The sequence below is a fragment of the Patiriisocius sp. Uisw_047 genome (assembly GCF_047730165.1).
Classification (GTDB): Bacteria; Bacteroidota; Bacteroidia; order Flavobacteriales; family Flavobacteriaceae; genus Patiriisocius.
The window spans coordinates 1,332,289-1,353,982 of record NZ_CP159834.1 but is presented as its reverse complement, the minus strand read 5'-3'; the positions used below and the strand labels follow the sequence as shown (position 1 = coordinate 1,353,982).

Annotated in this window: 20 protein-coding genes and 2 tRNA genes; 6 read left to right on the top strand and 16 right to left on the bottom strand. The window is 37.7% G+C overall.

All coding sequences use genetic code 11. From position 1 onward, the window contains the following. The 7 genes from ABXT71_RS06030 to ABXT71_RS06000 form a co-directional block, all read right to left on the bottom strand. Positions 1–2,109, bottom strand: a complete 2,109-nt coding sequence (locus ABXT71_RS06030) for a peptidylprolyl isomerase (protein ID WP_415372941.1) — start codon at positions 2,107–2,109, stop codon at positions 1–3. Positions 2,110–2,289: 180 nt separating this feature from the next. Next, positions 2,290–3,483, bottom strand: coding sequence for a hemolysin family protein (locus tag ABXT71_RS06025; protein ID WP_415373073.1), 1,194 nt, complete (start codon positions 3,481–3,483; stop codon positions 2,290–2,292). Positions 3,484–3,591: 108 nt separating this feature from the next. Then, the gene (locus ABXT71_RS06020) at positions 3,592–3,792 is read right to left on the bottom strand and encodes a hypothetical protein (protein WP_415372940.1); all 201 of its coding nucleotides are present in this window, start codon (positions 3,790–3,792) and stop codon (positions 3,592–3,594) included. Continuing rightward, on the bottom strand, positions 3,782–4,357 hold the full coding sequence (gene lptC / locus ABXT71_RS06015) for an LPS export ABC transporter periplasmic protein LptC (protein ID WP_415372939.1): 576 nt from the start codon (positions 4,355–4,357) through the stop codon (positions 3,782–3,784). Before lptC ends, ABXT71_RS06020 begins: the two co-directional genes overlap by 11 nt. 2 nt (positions 4,358–4,359) lie before the next feature. Next, on the bottom strand, positions 4,360–5,727 hold the full coding sequence (locus tag ABXT71_RS06010; protein ID WP_415372938.1) for a tetratricopeptide repeat protein: 1,368 nt from the start codon (positions 5,725–5,727) through the stop codon (positions 4,360–4,362). Between the two features lie 19 nt (positions 5,728–5,746). Beyond that, positions 5,747–7,000 (bottom strand): hypothetical protein, encoded by a 1,254-nt coding sequence (locus ABXT71_RS06005; RefSeq protein ID WP_415373072.1) that lies wholly within the window; start codon positions 6,998–7,000, stop codon positions 5,747–5,749. Further along, positions 7,000–7,728, bottom strand: a complete 729-nt coding sequence (locus ABXT71_RS06000) for a type III pantothenate kinase (protein ID WP_415372937.1) — start codon at positions 7,726–7,728, stop codon at positions 7,000–7,002. Before ABXT71_RS06000 ends, ABXT71_RS06005 begins: the two co-directional genes overlap by 1 nt. Before the next feature lie 174 nt (positions 7,729–7,902). Here ABXT71_RS06000 and ABXT71_RS05995 point away from each other — a divergent pair. Next, a tRNA-Phe gene (locus ABXT71_RS05995) sits at positions 7,903–7,975 on the top strand. 512 nt (positions 7,976–8,487) lie between these two features. Here the strand turns inward: ABXT71_RS05995 and ABXT71_RS05990 are convergent. The 7 genes from ABXT71_RS05990 to ABXT71_RS05960 all read right to left on the bottom strand — a co-directional run bounded on the left by ABXT71_RS05990 (position 8,488) and on the right by ABXT71_RS05960 (position 14,645). Continuing rightward, positions 8,488–8,562: transfer RNA gene (locus ABXT71_RS05990), tRNA-Val, on the bottom strand. Positions 8,563–8,658: 96 nt separating this feature from the next. Next, on the bottom strand, positions 8,659–9,876 hold the full coding sequence (locus ABXT71_RS05985) for a bifunctional folylpolyglutamate synthase/dihydrofolate synthase (protein WP_415372936.1): 1,218 nt from the start codon (positions 9,874–9,876) through the stop codon (positions 8,659–8,661). A 30-nt stretch (positions 9,877–9,906) separates the two neighbouring features. Continuing rightward, on the bottom strand, positions 9,907–10,731 hold the full coding sequence (locus tag ABXT71_RS05980; protein WP_415372935.1) for an energy transducer TonB: 825 nt from the start codon (positions 10,729–10,731) through the stop codon (positions 9,907–9,909). A 141-nt stretch (positions 10,732–10,872) separates the two neighbouring features. Further along, the gene (locus ABXT71_RS05975; RefSeq protein WP_415372934.1) at positions 10,873–11,265 is read right to left on the bottom strand and encodes an ExbD/TolR family protein; all 393 of its coding nucleotides are present in this window, start codon (positions 11,263–11,265) and stop codon (positions 10,873–10,875) included. 1 nt (position 11,266) lies between these two features. Then, positions 11,267–11,965 (bottom strand): MotA/TolQ/ExbB proton channel family protein, encoded by a 699-nt coding sequence (locus ABXT71_RS05970; RefSeq protein WP_415372933.1) that lies wholly within the window; start codon positions 11,963–11,965, stop codon positions 11,267–11,269. Between the two features lie 49 nt (positions 11,966–12,014). Continuing rightward, complete coding sequence (gene nhaD / locus ABXT71_RS05965) at positions 12,015–13,397, bottom strand: sodium:proton antiporter NhaD (protein ID WP_415372932.1); 1,383 nt, start codon at positions 13,395–13,397, stop codon at positions 12,015–12,017. Between the two features lie 21 nt (positions 13,398–13,418). Then, the gene (locus tag ABXT71_RS05960; protein ID WP_415372931.1) at positions 13,419–14,645 is read right to left on the bottom strand and encodes a Glu/Leu/Phe/Val dehydrogenase dimerization domain-containing protein; all 1,227 of its coding nucleotides are present in this window, start codon (positions 14,643–14,645) and stop codon (positions 13,419–13,421) included. Positions 14,646–15,008: 363 nt separating this feature from the next. Between ABXT71_RS05960 and ABXT71_RS05955 the strand changes: the two genes are divergently transcribed. The 4 genes from ABXT71_RS05955 (at position 15,009) to ABXT71_RS05940 (ending at position 17,726) form a co-directional block, all read left to right on the top strand. Then, positions 15,009–15,518, top strand: coding sequence for an RNA polymerase sigma factor (locus tag ABXT71_RS05955; RefSeq protein ID WP_415372930.1), 510 nt, complete (start codon positions 15,009–15,011; stop codon positions 15,516–15,518). Next, positions 15,515–15,802 (top strand): hypothetical protein, encoded by a 288-nt coding sequence (locus ABXT71_RS05950; RefSeq protein ID WP_415372929.1) that lies wholly within the window; start codon positions 15,515–15,517, stop codon positions 15,800–15,802. The genes ABXT71_RS05955 and ABXT71_RS05950 overlap by 4 nt, the downstream gene beginning before the upstream one ends. Next, complete coding sequence (locus tag ABXT71_RS05945; protein ID WP_415372928.1) at positions 15,786–16,262, top strand: hypothetical protein; 477 nt, start codon at positions 15,786–15,788, stop codon at positions 16,260–16,262. The genes ABXT71_RS05950 and ABXT71_RS05945 overlap by 17 nt, the downstream gene beginning before the upstream one ends. Before the next feature lie 120 nt (positions 16,263–16,382). Then, complete coding sequence (locus tag ABXT71_RS05940; RefSeq protein ID WP_415372927.1) at positions 16,383–17,726, top strand: cytochrome c peroxidase; 1,344 nt, start codon at positions 16,383–16,385, stop codon at positions 17,724–17,726. Between the two features lie 213 nt (positions 17,727–17,939). On the opposite strand, the gene ABXT71_RS05935 is transcribed toward ABXT71_RS05940, so the two are convergent. Together ABXT71_RS05935 and ABXT71_RS05930 are read right to left on the bottom strand one after the other, a co-directional pair. Beyond that, positions 17,940–18,668 (bottom strand): hypothetical protein, encoded by a 729-nt coding sequence (locus tag ABXT71_RS05935; protein WP_415372926.1) that lies wholly within the window; start codon positions 18,666–18,668, stop codon positions 17,940–17,942. A gap of 144 nt (positions 18,669–18,812) precedes the next feature. Then, on the bottom strand, positions 18,813–19,886 hold the full coding sequence (locus ABXT71_RS05930; protein WP_415372925.1) for an anhydro-N-acetylmuramic acid kinase: 1,074 nt from the start codon (positions 19,884–19,886) through the stop codon (positions 18,813–18,815). A 347-nt stretch (positions 19,887–20,233) separates the two neighbouring features. Between ABXT71_RS05930 and ABXT71_RS05925 the strand changes: the two genes are divergently transcribed. Beyond that, positions 20,234–21,376 (top strand): acyl-CoA dehydrogenase, encoded by a 1,143-nt coding sequence (locus ABXT71_RS05925; RefSeq protein ID WP_415372924.1) that lies wholly within the window; start codon positions 20,234–20,236, stop codon positions 21,374–21,376. Positions 21,377–21,694 lie beyond the last annotated feature (318 nt).

The window sequence follows — 21,694 nt, the reverse complement described above, 5'->3', positions numbered from 1 at the left end:
TTAATAGAAACTAGCTCTATTGTCTTCAATTACCGCTTTCTTCTTAAGGGCATCTATTACTTTAGCTTCAACACCTGTGTTTTGCAAATCCAATTGGTTTGCAAAAGAAGCATAGTTTTCTAGTGTTGGCGCAGGAACTTTTGCAAGCACCTTTACCTTAAATACACCAGATTTACCTGCTACTAGTCCCGTAGATGCCATTGCCTCTGTACCAAAAGCCGCTCCAACAACTTTAGGCTCAGCACCTGCGCCTGGGATGGTAGGGATTGCCATTGATACTGCCGTCGCAGTCTGTACCGTCACACTGTTTGCTGTTGCAATTGCCTGAAGATCATCACCGCTCATCTTGTCCATAATCATTGCCGCTTTTTTCTCGTTACGCAAGATAGGTGTAACCTGCGCAGACGCATCTGCCACAGTCATAACACCATTAGCACTCTTACGTGTTAAACGTGCAACCACATAACCATTAGGCGTATTAAAACGCTTTACATCACCTACTTCAGTCTCTTCGCTAAAAGACCACTTGATCACTTGTCTAGAATTAGTTAGTCCTGGGATGTTAGCATCCAGATTTCCTATTTTATTTACTGGACGTACCTGCAAGTTTTCTTCTTTAGCCACGGCAGTAAAGTCTCCTTTTCTAGCAGCATCTTCAAATTTTGATGAGATTGAGAATACTTCGTTGATAGTTTCATCGGAAGCTTCTACTTGTTTAGTGATGGTAGCTAGCTTGTAGGCTGCTTGCGCATTCTTAACATCTGTTACATTAATGATATGGTATCCAAAATCCGTCTCTACAAGACCGATTGTTCCTTTTTTGTTATCTAACATAAAAGACTTGTAGTTAGGCGCTAGTCCTGTATTAGGATTTAAGTATCCTAGCTCACCACCTTTATCTTTATTACTTGCATCGTCTGATTTTGCCGCTGCAACTGCTGCAAATTTAGAAGGTGTACGTTTTACAACACTTAAAATACTATCTGCAATCGTTTTAGCTTCTTCTTTAGTTCTAGTGATATCACTAGAAGCTCTCAATGTCCCTGCCCATCTTACTAGGATATGACTCGTGTTTATAGAATCTGCTAATTGTCTTTTTTCTGTTACTCTCGTTACATTATACGTAGCTCCATTCTTGTAAGGTCCAACAACGGCACCTACTTGTAAATCGCTATCTGCTGCTGCTAATGGCGCAGGAATATCTTTTACAAAATACCACCTGTCTTGGTACGTAACGTCTGAGTTGTCATTAACATAAACCTCAGCATTCTCAGCATCTTTAAAAGCCACTCTTGCTCCTCCATTGTTGTCTATCCCTGCAGTTAAATATGCTCTCATACCATCTTCAGCAGCTGTGATGTCTGCATCAGATGCTTTCTCATCAAAAGTAACATACTCGATATCTGTTTGTGCATCAACATCAAAATCTGCGGTGTGCTCATTTATATATTTTTTAATTTCATCTTCAGAAACAGTTACATCTACATCGTTGATAGATGTATAAGGCACTTGAACATACTGGAAGTTAATTTTATCATTCTCGTAACGATACTGTTGTTCTCCTTCTGAAAGTGTGCTTTTTAAACCACCCTTGATCATATTCATGTAGTTACGTTGTAAGACACCTTGGATAATACCTTTTTCATACGTAACCCATTGTTGGTACCCAACGGCATTATTAGCTTTTACATCCGCTATATACTCATTCATACGAGTACGGTCAAACTGTCCAATATCATTTTTGAACATCTCGTTACCCGCAAGTCCATCTGCTAATGCAGCATCAAGCTGGTCTTTTTCAATACGGATTCCAAGTTTTGCAAATTCTTCTTCTAGTAATACTCTCTTCACTTCTTGATCCCAAACTACATTTACAGCAGATGCCGTAGTTGCAGTAGGTCCCATCTGGCGTTGCACCGTTTCTACTTGCGCCATAAATTCTGTTTGCGAAAGCTCTGTATCGTTCACTGTAGCGACACGAGATTGTGCTTTGTTTGAGCTTCCCCCTCCGCCTTTAAGTACATCCGCTAGTACAAAGGCAAAGAGTGCCATTGCAATAATCACAATTAAAAAAACCGTCTTCTGTCTAATTTTGCTTAGTATAGCCATCTATATTCTGTATTTATTTTCTTTATTATTTTTGAAATATTCCGTCTTGCAACGCTTTTTTCCTCATTTACTTTAAGTTAAACCAAGGGATAAGACCCGTTAATTTAGTGGGCGAAAATACCATTTTCCACTCATTAATAAAAACGATAAATTGAAAAAAACACCGGAAAGTAAAAAAAATTATTCCTCAGGCGCTGGTTGCACTTCGATTAGCTCGATTTTAGTGCTAGAAACTTCTAGGACATGAAGTAAATATCCTTCAATAATTAGTTTTTCTCCTTTCTCTGGAATTCCCTCGGTATGGTTAACCACAAGGCCGCCAAGGGTCTCATACGCCTCACTCTTGGGTAAATCTAATTTATACATCTCATTGAGATAGTCCACCTCTAGTCGCGCTGAAAACTTATAATGATCATCTGCAATTGTTTCTTCAGTCAAGGCAGCAGAATCGTGTTCATCTTCTATTTCACCAAATAATTCTTCGATAATATCTTCTACCGTAATTATTCCTGAGGTTCCGCCATACTCATCTACTACAACCGCAATACTTTTTCGTTTTTTACTTAAGATGTTCAGCACATCTTTGGCCAGCATCGTTTCTGGAATAAACACAACCGGCATTAAGATTTTCTTTACCGTTTCTGGTTGTTTAAAAAGCTCGAATGAGTGCGCGTATCCTAGAATATCATCAATATTATCCTTGTACACTAATATTTTTGACAGGCCTGTACTCGTGAAAATTTTACTTAAATCCTTTGGCGTTGTAGAAATATCGACAGCGACAACCTCTGTTCTTGGGATCATCACTTCCCGTGATTTTACTTCGGAAAAGTCAAGTGCATTTTGAAAGATCTGAATTTCACTATCAATCTCATCCACTGTATCTACAGTTTCCATTTGTTCACTAATATAATTACCAAGCTCTAGTTTTGTAAAGCTTAGCTGCACCGCATCGCCTTCTGTTTTAAAGAATACTCTGAGCACCATATCTGAAATCCAAATTATAAATTCTGAGACAGGCGTAAAAAACATATAGAAGCAATAAGCCGGCACAGCAAAGATCTTCACTAAATTATTGGCATATATCTGAAAAAATACTTTTGGGAGGAATTCTGCAGTAAGTAAAATTACAATTGTTGAAATAAGGGTCTGAATAATTAAACCTAGAAAGCCTTCAATTGACACATAGTCCATCAAAAGGTCGCCCATGTAGAGACCATATACTACAAGCGCAATATTGTTGCCCACCAGCATAGTGGCGATAAACTTTGAAGGGCGATTTGTGATTTTTTGCAGCACTTTTGCCAAAAAGTTATTCTGCTTCTTTTCGATCTCTATATGTATCTTATTTGAAGACACATAAGCGATCTCCATTCCAGAAAAGAATGCAGAGAGTATAAGCGAAGAAACAATTATGATAACAGAAACGTAGTCCACTAATTTAATTTACATGTAAAGATAAACAAGTTTATGACGTGATGCCTATTTGTTTTTATTCTGGTTCTCTATATTTTTTCTGAATCTTCTTTTAAAGAAGAACATAAAAACAGCAGTTACTGCAAAAAACAGAAAGAGATAAGAACGGTAACCTTCCTCTCCCCAGTGTTCATAAACTAGGTACATAGAAAAAGCGGCCATGACAAGGTAGGCGTATTCAAAAAGGCGGTAGATTTTAGATCCCATTGGTTTCTTTTGTTTTATCTATAAGTTGGACTCCTTGATTTTTACGAGACATAAAAGTTTTAAAGTTTTCACTACTATTAAAACCTTGTCCCTCATTAAAAGAGCCATCCTTAAATTTTATTTTATAGGGCTTATCTGTAAAAACCCACTTATTTTTTTGATCCCAGTACATCTGCTCTGCAAAAACAGTAGTGCCATCACTGGTAACCATTTTTACATTTGAACGAAGATCAACTAGATTACTCTTAGCATATTCCACCGCAAAGTCTGAAGTGACAATACTTTTTTTGTTCTCTTCATCCCAGTACCAAACCTCTACCCCTTCTGGAAATTCCCTATACGGAAACTCTAACGTAGTATAATCAAAAGACTTGGGAGTCATTAAATTTACACTTACTTTCCCAGAATCTAAATACTTGGTGGTTGTATTAACACCTATACCTATTGGCGCATTATCACTAATGGACATACGTTGGATATCCTGAAAATTATCTTCACATGAAAAAAGCGTGATAGCACCAACAAGTGTTATCACGCTTTTTATTATATGAATTTTTATTCTCATTCTTAAAGGTTAGGGACTCTTACGCTTCCACCTACCCAACATCTAAAGGTAACTGTTTTACCTCCCATGTTATCACTAAAGATTTCTGTCTTTCCTGGTGCTCTACCGTCATAACTTGCAGCTGTCTGGCTTGCAACACTTGACAAAGAACCATCTACTCTTCCAGCTCTTCTAGCAAGTTCTGCCGCCTTCCAATACATTGCTCTTTTTTCAAAAGGTGTAGACCCGCAGTTGTTAGCGCTTTGTGCATACATATTTGAAATCTTTAAGTAAGCAATACCTGCATTAGGCTTTACCTCTAGCATTTTATTATAGTAGCTTCTTGCATCACTCAACTTACCTGCTTTTCTAAAATTTTCTGCAAGACTGTAATACACTCTTGCTTTATCCTTAGGGTTTGTTTCAAGCTCTGCAGATTCATTAAAATAACGCAATGCTTCAGCAGACTTTCCGTCTTTCTCTGCTAATTTACCTAAATAATAAGCAGACTTAGCAGAAGGCTTCAAAGCGTGCAGTTGTTGTACTAGCTTAAAAAATAATGGATCATCACAATCTTTAGCATTTAATCTACTTAACGCTCTATTTACCCAATCAAGATTATTTTTGTTTTCTTCATAATCCTTATTATATAAAGGCACTAAGTTCTCGCAGTCAGCAATAGCACCTAACTTGGCATCTACCGAACCTCTAACTTTTCCGAAGATAGCTAAATTTCTCTCATAAGCTCCGTAGTTCTTTTTGTCTCTTGTGCTTAGAATTTCACCAGTTTCTTCTCTATCTGAATAATTAATAACTTTTTGAGCCATTTTACCCTCTTCTGTTTCCAGCTTCTCAGTTACAGCATCATACAAATCAAACATATCTGCAAGTGGCACAGACCCCTCTTTATTAAGATCTACTGCAAGAGAGAAAAAGATGTATAAACTTTTTGGGCTTTTAAACGAGGCATTATGGTTTTTAAATATAGACCCGTACGCTTTGTATTGTTCCATTTTTGCTCCAATACCGGCATCATACTTTAACTGCACGATATTCATCTCTATCTTCCCTTTATCTATACTTCCTGGATATAATCTTAAACGATCATTATATAGTGTAATCATATTATTGACCATAGACGTATCTCCATTATCAATAAAGTGATCAAACATTTTTTCGCCATACTGATATACGGCAAGACTAAATTTAGGACAAGAGGCAACTAATGGCGCATAGTGCTTAATTGCTTCGTCATAATTTTTTGCTTTTGCTGCCTCAATGAACAACGAACCCTTTAGCGTACATTCTTCACTTATGCTAGCCTGGGCTAAAGCATTACCACCCATTGTAAGGGTAAATGCTGCTAAAAGTAAAACTATATTCTTTTTCATGCTGTTAGTGTTATACAAATTAATCATAGTATCTTTTTTCAAACCATCTATCGTTCAGTGACAGACTTAAAAATGTGTTAAAGAAATCCTCTTTTATCAATCCAGAATTTGTAGTTCCTCTAGAACCAAATTCAACTCCTAGGTTAATGTTGGTAAATAATTTCCCTGATGGTAGTCCTACTCCAAAAGATATGCCAAACTCATTAATATCTTCTCCATTGACCACTAGCCCCGTACCTTCATAACGCATTCCTCCACGATAAACTACTCGCTGCCAGTACCTTCCTATTCCGTTATAATTTGGGATATAAAAACCTCCCAATCTATATTTTGCTGCATCCTTAAACTCAACATTATCAATTTCAAAAGTTCGGTTTGTAAAATTACTTGTTTTTTGGTTTGTATACTCAAGACCAACGAACCAATTTTTAGGAGCACCTATTCCTCCTCCTACTGTAAATTGTGACGGGAAATCAAAGTTAGTGTCTCCTACAACTATCTCTTCACTAAACACAGTACCCTGAGCTCCCGTAGTTGGAGAAACAAACACAGAAGATATTTCTCTAAAATTTGTACTTCCCAGATTTGTTTCAGGAGTATACGTAAGACTCCCCATAATTTGCAAGTTGTTTTCTAGTAATTTTTGATAGGCAAGACCCACTGTATAATTTATACCAGAAAGATCAGACTCATTGCGTTCTCTTGTTGCGTATTGAAATTCCCCATTAGCACTTGTGATGAGCGCAGTGTTATTAATCTCTCCAAAATTATAATTTACATCTACTCCAGCGCTAAATTCGGGAGTAATACTATATGCCAATGCAACAAAGGCCCTATTAAGCCCTCCATCACCGGTGTATGAGGTGTTAAACAAATCACCATCAGATATCAATTTATATCCAACTGAGGTATATGGTATTAAACCAAAACTGGCGCCAAATTTTCCCATTGGCAAACCTACTGCGATATAATCTAAAGAAGTGGTCGCAGCGTCAGTAGATCCTTCATCAGATTTTTGACTAGAATATTTATGACTAGCACCTATAGTGAAGTTGGTGAGTTGTAATCGAGCTAAACCAGCCGGATTTTGCATATTCAAGTGAATACTATCTGAGTATACACTCAAACCACCCATCATTCTGTTTTCTGCTGTTCCTTTAAATTTAAGTGATCCTATCCCGTAAAATGAGTAAGGCGAAGTGGTTCCTTCTTGCGCAAAAGTTGTTGCGCTTATCACGCAAATACAAACTGTAACTAAGATTTTTCTTAACATCAATGTTTATTATGTTCTAAAATGAAGTGTAACCCTTCTAACAAAAAATTTGAGTTTGCAAAGATGCCTATTTTTATGCTATCTCGCAAAAAATCTGTGTCTCCACCGGTTAAAATCACTGTTAAATCAGGATACTGGTTTTTGTATCTATTAATCGTGCCTTCTATCTCACCAATAACGCCGTATACAACGCCACTATGTAAACTTCCACCAGTAGTGTTTCCTATAAAGTTTTCAGGAAATTCCTTATCTAGCAAAGGAAGTCCAGCGGTAAAATGATGCATTGCTTTATAGCGCATCTCGATTCCAGGAGAAATGGCGCCTCCTTTATAATGATTTTCATTAGTTAAGAAGTCATACGTAATGCAACTCCCAGCGTCTACCACAAGTATATTTTCCTTTGAAAATTTTAATGCGGCTGCACTAGTCAAGGCAATTCTATCCACCCCTAAGGTCAAAGGTGTCGCATAATCATTCTCAAAAGGAACGGAAGTTTTGTTCGTGAGTTCGATCAAAGTGTATTTCTCGGAAAGCAACACTACATATGCCGCAGAAAACTCGCCCACTGAAGAAACGATACAATGTGATATACTTAAAAATTGTTGAGAGAGATCGCACAAGGCAACGGGAAACGCTTGGTTTTCACAAACCACTTTATGCACTAACTCGTTTTTATTAAAAACTGCGAGTTTGATAAAGGTATTCCCTACGTCAACGATTAAATTCATACAATTAGAATGACGACAAAAATACAACATCATTTCACGCTACGGAGAGCTCAACTAACAAATCTAAAATATCATTTTAAATTTGTTAATTATTTATTTTGATGTGATTAAAATAACTTTATCTTTGCAGCCGCTTTGAGAAACACTTGTTGATTAAAGTGACAAAAAAAAGAAGGTGCCTTAGCTCAGTTGGTAGAGCAATGGACTGAAAATCCATGTGTCCCTGGTTCGATTCCTGGAGGCACCACTTTAAAACCCGAAACTTGCGTTTCGGGTTTTTTGTTTTTGTAAGAACCTGAAAAGATTGATTTTAGAAAAAAATAGACTAGAAATAAGATCTTCAATTCGGTCTAAAATGAAGGTTAGAGTTCTCATTTATATTAATTCAGGTATTTTTTATTTTTTATTTAGCGACAGGTTATACACATGTGAAACCAACCACATCACGCTCCGGATAAAAAAGCATAATGAGCATACTTACAAAGGTTCTTTCACTAAAATTGCTTCAGATTGGAAATTTAAATTAGTTTTTGAGCGCAAAAAGCAAAAAATAGCACCATATCTAGAGCTATTTGCAACACGTATAAAATTTAGCAGGATTTAATCTCTCAATCACTAGACCGCTCCTCAAAATCATATTCCGACACGCAAGGGCACCTCTTGAGATTTTTTGTTAAAAAAAAACACTCTTGAACAAGCTCGAGTATTTTTTAAACAAAAAATCCCGATTCATTTCTGAATCGGGATTCCTATTTAGTGTGGGCGTTGAGGGATTCGAACCCCCGACCCCTTGGGTGTAAACCAAGTGCTCTGAACCAACTGAGCTAAACGCCCGCTTTGTTAGCGAGTGCAAATATAAAGTAGTTTTTAAAACCAACAAACATTAATTTAAAAATAATTCATCTTTTTTTTCTTCTTTTAAGACAACACTCAAACAACCTCTGCAACCACAAATGTACTACCGCCTATAAACACCACATCCTCAGTACTAGCCGATTTAAAAGCAGTGCGATATGCTCCACGCACCGTCTTAAAGCTTCTTCCATTTAATCTTACTGTTTTGGCAATATTTTCTAATTTTTCGACCTCAAGTGCCCTTGGAATCTTTGGTTGACAGAAATAATACGTCGCATTTTTCGGAAATAGCCCTAATACAGCCATGACATCTTTATCATTTACAAACCCTAAAACAACATGCAATCTCTTTTTTGGTATTTCACTTAACTGCCTTAGCACTATTTCTAAACCTTCTTTATTATGCGCTGTGTCACAAATCACTCTTGGATTTTCATTAAGTACTTGCCATCTTCCTAAAAGCCCCGTATTCGCTACTACACGCAAAAGGCCTCTTTTAATATGTGCTTCGGAAATAGTGAAAAAAGTTGCATCAAGCTGCTCCAATGCCACACGAGCTGTGCGTTGATTGGTTAATTGATATTCTCCTTTTAAATCACAGGGGTAATATTTTATGCTATCTTCTTCTGCTAACATAAGAGAAGCATTGTTCTTTTTTGCGATGTGTTTGAAAACCGGTAACGTTTCCGGAGTAACTTCACCTACCACGACTGGAATACTATTTTTTATGATTCCTGCTTTTTCTGTAGCGACCTTTTCTAAGGTATCTCCTAAAAACTGTGTATGGTCCAAACCAATATTAGTAATGACCGAAACTTCAGGCACTATCACATTAGTGCTATCAAGCCTCCCTCCTAATCCAACTTCAATAATTGCAATATCCACTTTTTCTTTGGCAAAATAATCAAACGCTAAACCCACTGTCATTTCAAAAAAGGACAATTGATTTGCGATAAAAAATGATTGATGGGTTTTCATAAACGAAGAAACGCTTCTCTTCGGAATCATCTCACCGTTAATCTTGATACGTTCTCTAAAATCTTTGAGATGTGGTGACGTATAAAGTCCCACCTTATAACCCGCTTCTTGCAACACAGAAGCTAGCATATGACTCGTAGAGCCCTTGCCATTGGTTCCTGCAACGTGAATTGCTTTAAACCGCCTCTCTGGACTCCCTAAGTAATTAACAAGTGTTATGGTATTTGAAAGATCTGCTTTGTACGCAGCTTTTCCCTCACGTTGATACATGGGGAGCTGTTGATACATCCATTTCAGTGTGTCTTTATATTTCATCTAATGAAAAAATAATTGCGTCTTCCAAAACTATTCAGATAACTTAAAATTGTAGATGATCTTCCCTATTTGCTTTGTGGGAGCGTCAGTATCAGGGTTAAATCGAGTTGCGAGCGCTGCACGTCTAGCAGGATCTTTTAAACAAAGTGAGTTATTAGTTGTACCTCTTACACCTGGAGTTGCTTTAATCACTTTCCCGGTTCTATCAACCTCGATACTCACCACTACGACACCTTCTTCATTGCAGTCTTGTATGTACTTTTGTTTATTAAGCGCCTTACGCCCTCCTAGCAAGTAGTTACCATCACCATCAAGTCCTTTTCCTGTGCCGTAATAACTCTTTGCATTCGGGTCACCATTTGGATTCCCTTTATCTCCTGCGGCATCATTATTCCCTTCTCCACCTTTTGCTGTACCATCACTTTTAGGACCATTGATAAGGTTATCTAATGCGCTTTTGGTTGTTTTATCTGGAGTGGGTTCTGGTTCTTTTACAGGCTCTTTTTTAGGCGTTTCCTTTTTAACCGGCGTTTCTGTCTTAACGACTTTCTTCTCTTCTTTTTTAATTACTGGAGCATCTTCCGTGTCTTGAGTGACCACATCTTCTTTAATTTCTGTCTTTGGCTCTGCTGCAGGAGGAGGCGTAGTTACTTTTGGTGCAGACTTAATTGCTTCTGTAGGCTGGATATTACTTGTCCCTGTATCTGTAGTGCCAAAATTTACAGCAATCCCATTCTCAGGTGGTGGGTCTAAATAAGTCATCCCCACAAAAAACAATAACAAAACCAAAAACGCATACAGAATTACTGTGATGGTCATACTTTTTCGTTTATGTTCTGTGTCTAAGAGAGGCATTAGGATTTAGGATTTAGTGAAAAAAAATTACAAGTACTGGCAAAATTATCCTTATGTATTCTATTATAAACTTTTCAAGATGCGCCGCTAAACCTGACAACTGATACTTTTGACTAATTACTGTGCACTAACTATTAAAACCTAATTAGGCCTCACCGCAAGCACCAGTTTAAAACGATTCTTGTTTGCAATATCCATTACAAAAACAGCGTCTTCTATAGGCACTCCTTCTTCTGCTCTTAAGATTAGGGTAGGTTCTTCTTGTCCAGCTAGTGCTGCTTTAATTTGACTTTCTAATCCGTTTTCTGATACGCGCTCCTTATTTACATAATAGGCGCCATCTGCAGTAATACTAACACTAGCTTTCTGAACATTTGTACTTTTCCCATTTGCCTTCGGTAAAATTAAATCTAAGGCATCTGGCGTGATCGCCGGTGATGTTAATAAAAAGAACACCAGAAGTAGGAACACAATATCTGTCATGGAACTCATTGAGAAATCCGGACTTACTTTATTTCTTCCGCGTAAGTTCATACTATACTGGTTCGTTAAGAAGGTCTAAAAAGTCTACCGCGGTAGCCTCCATCTGGTGCACCACCTTGTCTGTTTTTACTACCAAATGGTTATACCCCATATAAGCGATAATACCTACTATAAGTCCAGCAACCGTGGTGGTCATGGCCGTGTAAATACCTTCAGCAAGTAAACCCATCTCTGCTTGACCACTACTTGTAGCGAGTTGATGAAAAGCTAATACCATACCAATTACAGTCCCTAAGAAACCAATCATAGGTGCTGCTCCTGCAATGGTAGCGAGTACACTTACGTTTTTTTCTAGTTTGTATACCTCTAACCTTCCAGCATTTTCGATCGCTGTATTGATGTCATCAAGTGGACTTCCTATTCTGCTAATTCCTTTTTCTGTCAATCTTGATACTGGGCTATTTTGCTGTGCACATAGCACTTTTGCCGCTTGCAAGTTTCCGCCGGCAACATTATCACGTATTTGATTCATAAAATTAGCGTCGTACTTGGACGCCGCTTTAATCGCAAATAAGCGTTCAAAATATACATAGAGCGCCACAAATAATAAAATGGCCAATGTGCCGATGATAATCATACCTCCTGTCCCACCGTTCACGATGAGCTCCATAATAGATAAGGTTTGTTCTGTTACTTCGGGTTCTAACAGTAAGGCGTCTTCTGCAGCGTCTTGGATAAAGAAGTTTAGCATAAAAAGGGGTTATTTTTAAAATATAACGAGATATTGTTTCTAAAATTGTTTAAGCATTGTGGAAGATTACACGTTCTATTAATAAGAACACGGCAGCTCCCGCTGCAAAACCAACAAAGGCCAACCAAGTAATTTTCTTTAGATACCAGATAAAATCTATTTTTTCCATTCCCATAGCTGCTACTCCAGCTGCAGAACCTATAATTAACATACTTCCTCCAGTTCCTGCACAGTAAGCAATAAAGTGCCATAAGACAGAATCTGTGGGCGCATCATACATCCCTATGGAGGCAGCTACTAAAGGCACGTTGTCAATAATTGCAGAAAAGATTCCTAGTAATATAACCACCATATCTTGGTTAGGCACAGCTTGCTGCAATACCTCAGCAAGATAGCGTAGGGTCCCGACTGGGTCTCCATTTTCTGCTACTCCATACACTAGACTTTCTAATCCTGCTACCGCCATTAAAATCCCTAAGAAAAATAAGATGCTTGATATTTCGATACGAGATAACGCCTTGTGAGCTGAGTATAAGTGTCTTCTTTCTTTACTGAAATCTTCTTCAGGGTGTATGTATTCTGAAACAAGCCAGACCACTCCAAGCGCAAACATCATACCTATATAAGGAGGTAAGTGGGTAAGTGTTTTGAAAATAGGCACAGACACAATCATACCAAGTCCTAAAAACAACATCGTTTTACTACTTAATAGTCTTTCTGCTTCCTCATCCTCTGTCGTATCTACTTGAATGTTTCCTCTAAAGGCCGGTAAATAACTAGCAATAACAAAGGGCACAATAAAACAAACAATGGATGGAATAATAACATATTCTATGAGTCCCATTGCTGTTACATTTTTAGCAATCCAAAGCATCGTGGTTGTTACATCACCAATTGGTGACCAAGCCCCTCCAGCATTTGCCGCAATCACAACCATTGCTGCATACCACAAACGCTCTTCCCTTAGGTAAATTAATTTACGTAAAAGCGTGATTAACACAATTGTTGCTGTAAGATTATCAATGATTGCAGATAATATAAATGCAAGGATTCCAATGATCCATAATAATCTGCGCTTACTTTTTGTGCGTACTGCGCCTTTAAGCAATTCAAAACCACGATGAAGATCAATGATCTCAACGATAGTCATCGCTCCTATTAAAAATATTAAAATTTCAGCAGTCTTACCTAAGTGGTGTAAGAGTCCATTTTCAAAGCCTTCTGCTGCGACTTCACCACCCGTTAGGAAACTAAACACATTGTCGTGCGTATCAATAACATCAAACCATCCAGCGTGAAAGCCAATAGCCAATAAACCCCAGATTAAAGCGGCCATGATTAAGGCGGGCACAGTCTTGTCTAGCTTGAGTGGATGCTCGAGCGTAATTGACAAGTACCCAATGATAAAAATTAAAATAATAATAGAATCCATAGTGTTCGTCTGAGTGTTATATTATACTAATTGCTTTAAAGCAATCTCAAAAGCGGTCTTACTTATATTGGTCTTAGCGCTATTGTTATCAAAAGTGTTTTTAATAGCATTCTTTATAGTAATAGACGTATCATTAAAAATAGCCTCGTCTGTCATTTGAACTTTACGTTCCATAAAATATGCAAACACACGTGCCATCCCACAATTACTAATGAAATCTGGGATTAAACTTACGCGATCATCTGTGTACTCCATGATACTGCCAAAGAAAATTTCCTTATCAGCAAATGGCACATTTGCACCACAACTAATTACCTCAAGACCAGCGTCAATCATTTGAGAGATTTGCTCCTTAGTAATCAAACGAGATGCTGCACAAGGCGCAAAAATCTGACACTCTAAGTTCCAGATTTTCTCATTGATTTCTTCAAAAGGAATCATATTTTCTGCCACTAGTGTATTCCCATCCTTATTATGATATAGATTGGTAATCTCTTCAAAAGAGAATCCGTCTGGATTAATCACACCGCCCACGCGATCTATAATACCTACTACTTTAGCTCCCATTTGAGCTAAGTAAAAAGCCGCTGCTGCGCCTACGTTTCCAAAACCTTGTACGATGGCTTTTTTACCCTTCACGTTTCCACCATAAATATCATAATAATGACGCACCGCTTCGGCAACACCGTAACCAGTAATCATATCTGCCACTGTGTATTTACGAGACACATCTGGTGAGTATGTCGTATTCTCAAGCACTTTGATTACCCCGTGGCGTAATTGCCCAATTCGGTTAATCTTATCTGCTTCTGTTGGTGAAAAATGGCCGTTAAAAACTCCCTCTTGAGGATGCCAAACACCACTTTGCTCTGTGATTGGGATTACTTCGTGAATTTCATCCACATTTAAATCTCCTCCTGTACCATAATAGGACTTTAACAAAGGTGACACTGCCTTATACCAGCGCTCTAAAACACCTCTCTTACGAGGATCGTGCGGATCAAAATTAATTCCAGACTTGGCACCACCTATGGCTGGGCCAGAAACGGTAAACTTTACTTCCATTGTTTTTGCAAGGGAAAGCACTTCATTCTCATTGAGTCCTATTCGCATTCTGGTTCCCCCTCCTGCTGCGCCACCTCTTAAAGAGTTGATGACTGTCCAGCCTTCTGCTTCGGTTTCTGGATCATTCCAGTGAAATACAATTTCTGGGATTTTCTCTTCGTATTTTTTAAGTAATTCTTTCATTTGTTATGCCCGCGTAGACGGGTGAATTTTAATTCGATGACTCAGTTTTTATACTTTTTTGCTTCCGCGAAAATGTTCTGTACATGAAGCTCGCTAAAAAATCTGAAGGATAGCTATAATTGATTCATAATTAAGAAGGAATTTTAATGATTGGTCGTCTAATTAAGTAATGCTTGCGACCTAAGCTACATATATTATTAATACGCTTTAACTAAATTGTAAAGAGTGGAGACAAATATAAATAATTGGCTATGTGTTTATGTTTCTTTTGCGTAAAATTTATGCGTTGAGATATCCACAAGTAATTCTATCACAAAATAACAAGAATAAATATTTTAACTTGCGCCAACAACCACCTATTTATTGAATTTTGAATCCATCTACTTAAGTCATTCGTCGCTCGTGTATAACGTGGCGCTTCAGTATGTGCAAAATAAAGAGGATGCAGAAGAGATTACACAAGATGTTTTTATAAAAGTGTATGACAAGCACCTTGAGTTTAAAGGGGATTCAGCTTTAAAAACTTGGATCTATCGCATCACTATAAACACGTCTCTGGATTATATAAAAGCGAAAACCAGAAAAAAAAGAGCTGCTTTTTATCATCGTGATGACGAAGCGCTGCAGTACCTAAGCGACTTTAATCATCCAGGTGTAGCTTTAGAAAACAAAGAAGCAATGGCAGCATTATTTAAAGCTATTAATCTTTTGCCAGAAAAGCAGCGAACGGTACTATTACTATTAAAAGTAGAGGGCCTATCACAAAAAGAGATTGCCGAAATTCTAAAAAAATCACCAAAAGCTATCGAATCTATTTTTCAACGCGCCAAAGCAAATCTTAAAAAAATACGCACCAAAGCCGAGGGATTATGAAACAAAAAACGTCTAACAATTATATGGAACGCCCAGAAGATTTATTAACTACTATAAAAAAGGTGCAACCCGATTCTCAATTATACACCACTATAAGACAGCGCATTAAAAACAGAGAACTGGAAGCAACCCCTTGGAGTATTTTAAGAATTGCAGCTATACTTTGTGGCGTATTTCTTTGCGTAGAAGCGTATATAATTAGCACACCAACAGTTGATGATATGGCTGATGAAATAGCACTGGTTTCTGTTAACTCTAATACCTTATATGATGATAACGAATAGAAAACTTACCATAGGGATTATTGCACTCCTTCTTATAAACGGCATCATCTTGGGCTTTTTTATGACAGGGCACAAAAGAGGCAATAACGGTATGAATAGCAGACATCAAGGGCCAGAACATATTATTATTGAAAAACTTGATTTTGATGACACCCAAGTAGCTTCGCTTAGAACTTTAAAAATGGTGCATATAAAAAATATGCGTTCAAAAGATGAAGAAATTAGAGGAGTAAAGAAACTTATTTTCAATTCTTTAGGGAGTGACTCCCCTGCAAATATTGACTCATTGAGTACTATAATTGGTGGTATTCAGAAAGATATTGAACTATCACATTATAATCACTTTATAAAAATAAAGGAGCTCTGCAGAGAAGATCAGATTGAAAAATTTAATGAACTAAGTAAAGATCTTTCAGAAATTTTCAGAAGAAAAAGACCTCCTCATAATAAAGGAAAATAGCAATTATTCATACCAAATAAGACTGATTAAAACAAAACCTAAATTATCTAATCCCAAATTATTCTTATGAAAAAACAATTTTTACTTTTAATTGGTTGCCTTGCATGTGCCTTTATATTCATGAGCGCAACGATAGACCTAGACAATCTTTTTAACTATGCTAATCAAGACGTTCCTGGCTATATTACAAAAGACAATACGACTACAAACCCTATCACAGATGAGGTAGCCACTTTAGGTCGCGTCTTATTTTATGACACAAATTTATCTGCAAATAACACGATAGCCTGCGCTAGTTGCCATATTCAGGAAAAAGCTTTTGGCGATGTAGCTACTCTAAGCGTCGGTTTAAATGGAGATTTAACTGGACGACATTCTATGCGTTTAATTAATTCTAGATTTGCAGATGAGGATAGATTCTTTTGGGACGAACGCGCGGCAACCCTAGAAGAACAGACAACAAGACCTATTCAAGATCACGTAGAAATGGGGTTTAGCGGGACTGATGGAGATCCAGATATAGATGACTTGATCACCTCTCTAGAAGCTATAGACTATTATCAAGACTTATTTGGCTTTGCGTATGGAGATACTACCATAACCGAAGCACGATTGCAGGAAGCATTAGCCCAGTTCATTAGGAGTATTCAATCTTTTGATTCTGAATTTGACACTGGTCTAGCTCAAGTAAATAACCTCAACCAAGATTTCCCGAATTATACCGCTGAAGAAAATCAAGGAAAACAATTATTTATTTCACCGCCCCCAAATGGAGGAGCAGGCTGTATCGCTTGTCATAGAGCGCCAGAATTTGACATTGACCCAAACTCATTAAACAATGGTATTATCAGAGTTGCTGGTAGTCCTACAGAAATAGACCTCACTAACACACGCTCTCCTTCTCTAAGAGATCTTGTTAATCCTGACGGAAGTTTAAATGGACCGTTAATGCATAATGGGAATCCAACTAGTTTGCTTGAAGTAATCAATCATTACAATCAAATCCAAAATGACCCCGCAAATACAAATTTAGATCCTAGATTAACAATGCCCGGAGGACAGACGCAAAGTCTTAATCTAACAGACGCTGAGAAAGACGCATTAATAGCCTTTCTAAGAACACTCACTGGAAACGACGTGTACACAAATGAAAAATGGTCAAACCCTTTTGAAGATGACGGAAGTATTACCATTATAGGGGGCGCGCTGTCAACGCAAGAAGACGCCTTCAACAAGCGAGTGAGTGTGCATCCAAATCCTGTAGTGACAACTTTAAGTATCAGCATAGAAGGTGGAAATTATAAAATTTCAATTTATGATTTAAACGGCAAGAAGGTATTCCAAGACACGACACAAGGAGATGCATCGCTTCAATTAGAAGCGCTACAAAAAGGTATATATGTCTTAAATATTGAAGATCTTGACACTAGAAAATCATATATCAAAAAACTGATAAAGCAATAAGAAATTATTTAAAATAAAACAACCCGTTTTTTTGATTATTGACCAGGTTGTCTGAGCGTTCTTACTACAAGTCGTAAGAACGCTTTTTTATGGTTGTTATTTCTGGCATTAAGACCTCGTAAGACGTATGTCTTGGTTACAACGGATGAAGCCTAAGTTTATGCAGAGAACAGCAGTTACAGCACACCCTTATCTCATCTTATCTTACCGTATCTAACTAGCTAATTCCTTTTGCAATTTTTCAATATCTGCAAAGACCATCTTATATTTTCTTTTGTTGGGCTGTGCGTGATGCCTACCTTCATCCATAAGCTCCTCTAAGAGTTCTATGGCATCTACTTCTTTACCATTATCTTTTAAAAAACGTGCAAGCATCAATCGTTCTGGATAATTTGAATATCTCCTATTTATTTTTTTAAGAATCTGCGCTGCTTTTTCTACATCACCTTTTTGAAATATTGCCTGCCCGTAATACAAATTACTTTTAGACTTATCAAAATCTGGATGATTCTCAATTCCTTTAGCAACAAGAATCGCCTCGTCGTATTGTTCATCTAGATAAAGTGCTTCCACGAGATTGGCATTTCCGTAGAAATAATCTGTGTGACTTCCTTTTAATGCCGCACGATATTGCAAAATTGCATTAAAGAAATCTTTTATATCCAAATAGGCATCTGCCAGATTTATCCTGCTCTGAAAAGTGTCTGAAAAAGCCAACTTCTCCTCAAGATCTTTCACCCGCTTTGTGGGATTGAGAACCGTGACTACCTCTTTTTGAACGTTTTCAAGATCTCGCTTATTAAACACCTGTGTAATGAGGTAAATCGCACAACCTATTACAGGAATCAGAAAAATAACAAGATACCAATACCACTCACGTCTGTTTGTGTAGGCGTGATACAAGCAGTAAATCTGTAGGGCAATAATAAGGTAATACATCATACTGCAAAAATACGGAAGCTAAATTGATTATTGTGAATTTTGATTAAATGACGTACTCAAAACGTGCTAATGAATCACACGGGCAACTTTCGAGAGGAAATTATTTTATTACTTTTAACGAACAAAAGACTAAAGCAGCACATCCTAGGTGTTTATGAACTCATAAATTTTCCCGCTTGAATGATCGTGATGCGCTCCTGTAACACTGGAGAGACAGTTGTTCTCGTCCCGTAATTTTAACACACCAAGTAATCCAAAAATAAGCGCTTCTTTATACTCAAGTAATTTGGTTACTGGCAGGACTAATGCTAGGTTTTTATGATTTGCTATTCGTTCTAATAAATAAGTATTATAAGCACCACCTCCCGTGACGAGTAGACTTTTATACTCCTTACATTGTGAAGCAATCTGCCAAGCGGCGTGCGCTGTAAAAGTGGCAATAGCATCTTCTTTAGAAAGATTGCTTTGTTGTAATACTGGTAAAATATTCTCTTTTACCCATTCTAACCCTAAGGACTTTGGGGGCACAGTATGGTAGAAAGATAGCTCGTTTAATTTTTCTAAGACAACGGCATCTACGTTTCCATTGCGGGCTATTTTTCCTTCATCGTCAAAAGGCAAGCCCAGCGACTCACATAATTGATTGAGCACAACGTTGACGGGGCAAATATCATAGGCAATACGCGCGTTATTGTTGTTTGTTGATAGATTTGCAAAGCCACCTAGGTTTAAACAATAATCATAATCACTAAAAAGCAACTGGTCACCAATAGGTACCAACGGCGCTCCTTGCCCTCCCAATAATACATCTTGCACTCTAAAATCACAGACCACCTTTTGTTTTAATATTTCTGAAATGTTAGGGAGATTTCCTATTTGTAAGGTGAGTCCGTTTTCTGGCTGATGTAGAATAGTATGCCCGTGGCTACAAACCGCGTCTAGGTTATGAATCTCGTTCTTTTTTATAAATTTCGATATTTTCTGCGCTAGTTGCTTTGTATATCGTTCATTTAAACCATCAATGCTTTCTCTACTCCAAGTAATGGCTTGTTTAAGCTCCAGCCGCATCGCTTCAATATAAGGCACTGTTTCTGCAGCACCTATTTTATAGCTCCAGTCTCCCTTTGCAGAAACAGTGAACCATAACTGAGCGATATCTATCCCGTCAAGAGAAGTTCCGCTCATTATTCCGAGAACGTGATAGTTTGATTTTTTCAAGTCTTTATTTTGAACATTTGAATTAGGTAATAAAGGTAGGGCATTATTTGACAGTAGGTGTTATTTGGATGGTTTGAATCACAGCCTGCTTAGATTTTTATAGGGAATCGTTTGGCAAGCAAGACTAAACGAAACAAGAAAGCGTCTCGAACGAAGCGACTGAGAAAATTGTGACTCGTGCGAGGAGCGAAGCGAATGATCGTGGCTCAAACCGTCTAAACTAAGCGTGATAAAAAATGAACAGCACATTTCAGAAATAAAAATCCACACCATATTTTAAGAAAACTCTCCTTGAAAATTATTCTTTTTAAAACTATCTTTGCAATCTCAAAAAAGAACAATATACTATGGATTTCAATCTATCTGAAGAACATTTAATGATCCGTGACGCGGCGCGTGATTTTGCTAGAACAGAGTTACTACCAGGTGTTATAGAGCGTGATAATAAACAAGAATTTCCTGCCGAGCAAGTGAAGAAGATGGGAGAACTTGGTTTTATGGGATTGATGGTCGACCCAAAATATGGCGGAAGCGGTATGGATGCTATTTCTTACGTTATCGTGATGGAAGAGCTTAGTAAAGTAGACGCATCTGCATCTGTAATTGTTTCTGTAAATAACTCTTTAGTTTGTTATGGTCTTGAGACCTATGGTAATGAGGAGCAGAAAGAAAAATACTTGACGAAGCTTGCCACGGGAGAGGCTTTAGGCGCTTTTTGCTTAAGTGAGCCAGAAGCAGGTAGCGATGCTACTTCGCAGCAAACTACTGCGATAGACATGGGAGACCACTATCTTTTAAACGGGACTAAAAACTGGATTACAAATGGTGGATCTGCAGATTATTACTTAGTAATCGCACAGACAGACAGAGAAAAAGGACATAAAGGGATCAATGCCTTTATTGTTGAAAAAACTTGGGAAGGCTTTGAGATAGGCCCTAAAGAAGATAAATTAGGAATTCGTGGTAGTGACACACACACTTTAAACTTTAACGATGTAAAAGTCCCAAAAGAAAACAGAATAGGTGAAGATGGTTTTGGTTTTAAATTTGCCATGAAAACCTTATCTGGTGGTCGTATAGGGATTGCCGCACAAGCATTAGGGATCGCACAAGGTGCCTACGAACTTGCCCGCGATTATTCAAAAATACGCAAGGCATTTGGCACGGAGATATGCAACCACCAAGCGATTGCCTTTAAACTGGCAGATATGCACCTAGAGATAGAAGCAGCGCGCCACTTAGTTATGAAATCTGCTTGGGAGAAAGACAATGGAATAAACTACGATATGAGTAGTGCAATGGCAAAACTAAAAGCCAGTAAAGTAGCGATGGAAGTTAGTGTAGAAGCAGTACAAGTGCACGGTGGTAATGGTTTTGTAAAAGAATACCACGTAGAGCGCATGATGCGTGACGCTAAGATTACCCAGATTTATGAAGGCACTAGTGAGGTGCAGAAGATTGTTATTAGCAGAAGCTTGTTGAGAGACTAGTCTTACCGGCCCTTCAGCAAAAGCCAACAACATCTAAATTAAGATTGAAATTAAAATATTAAATTTCATCTCGTCCATAGTGCCCAAAATCAAGATAATTATATACTTTTGTATCTTAGATTTTGAGTAAAGCCCGATGGATTACAGAAAACAGATTGGCAAAAATATAGTAGCTTTATTGCTTTTTGTAGCTTTAATGTTACCTTCTGCCGTTCAGTTTATTCATATGTTTGAAGCTCACGAGCATATTGCGTGTACCGAGAACGCCACTCACATTCATGAATCAGTTAGAGAGTGTGATATATGTGATTTTCATCT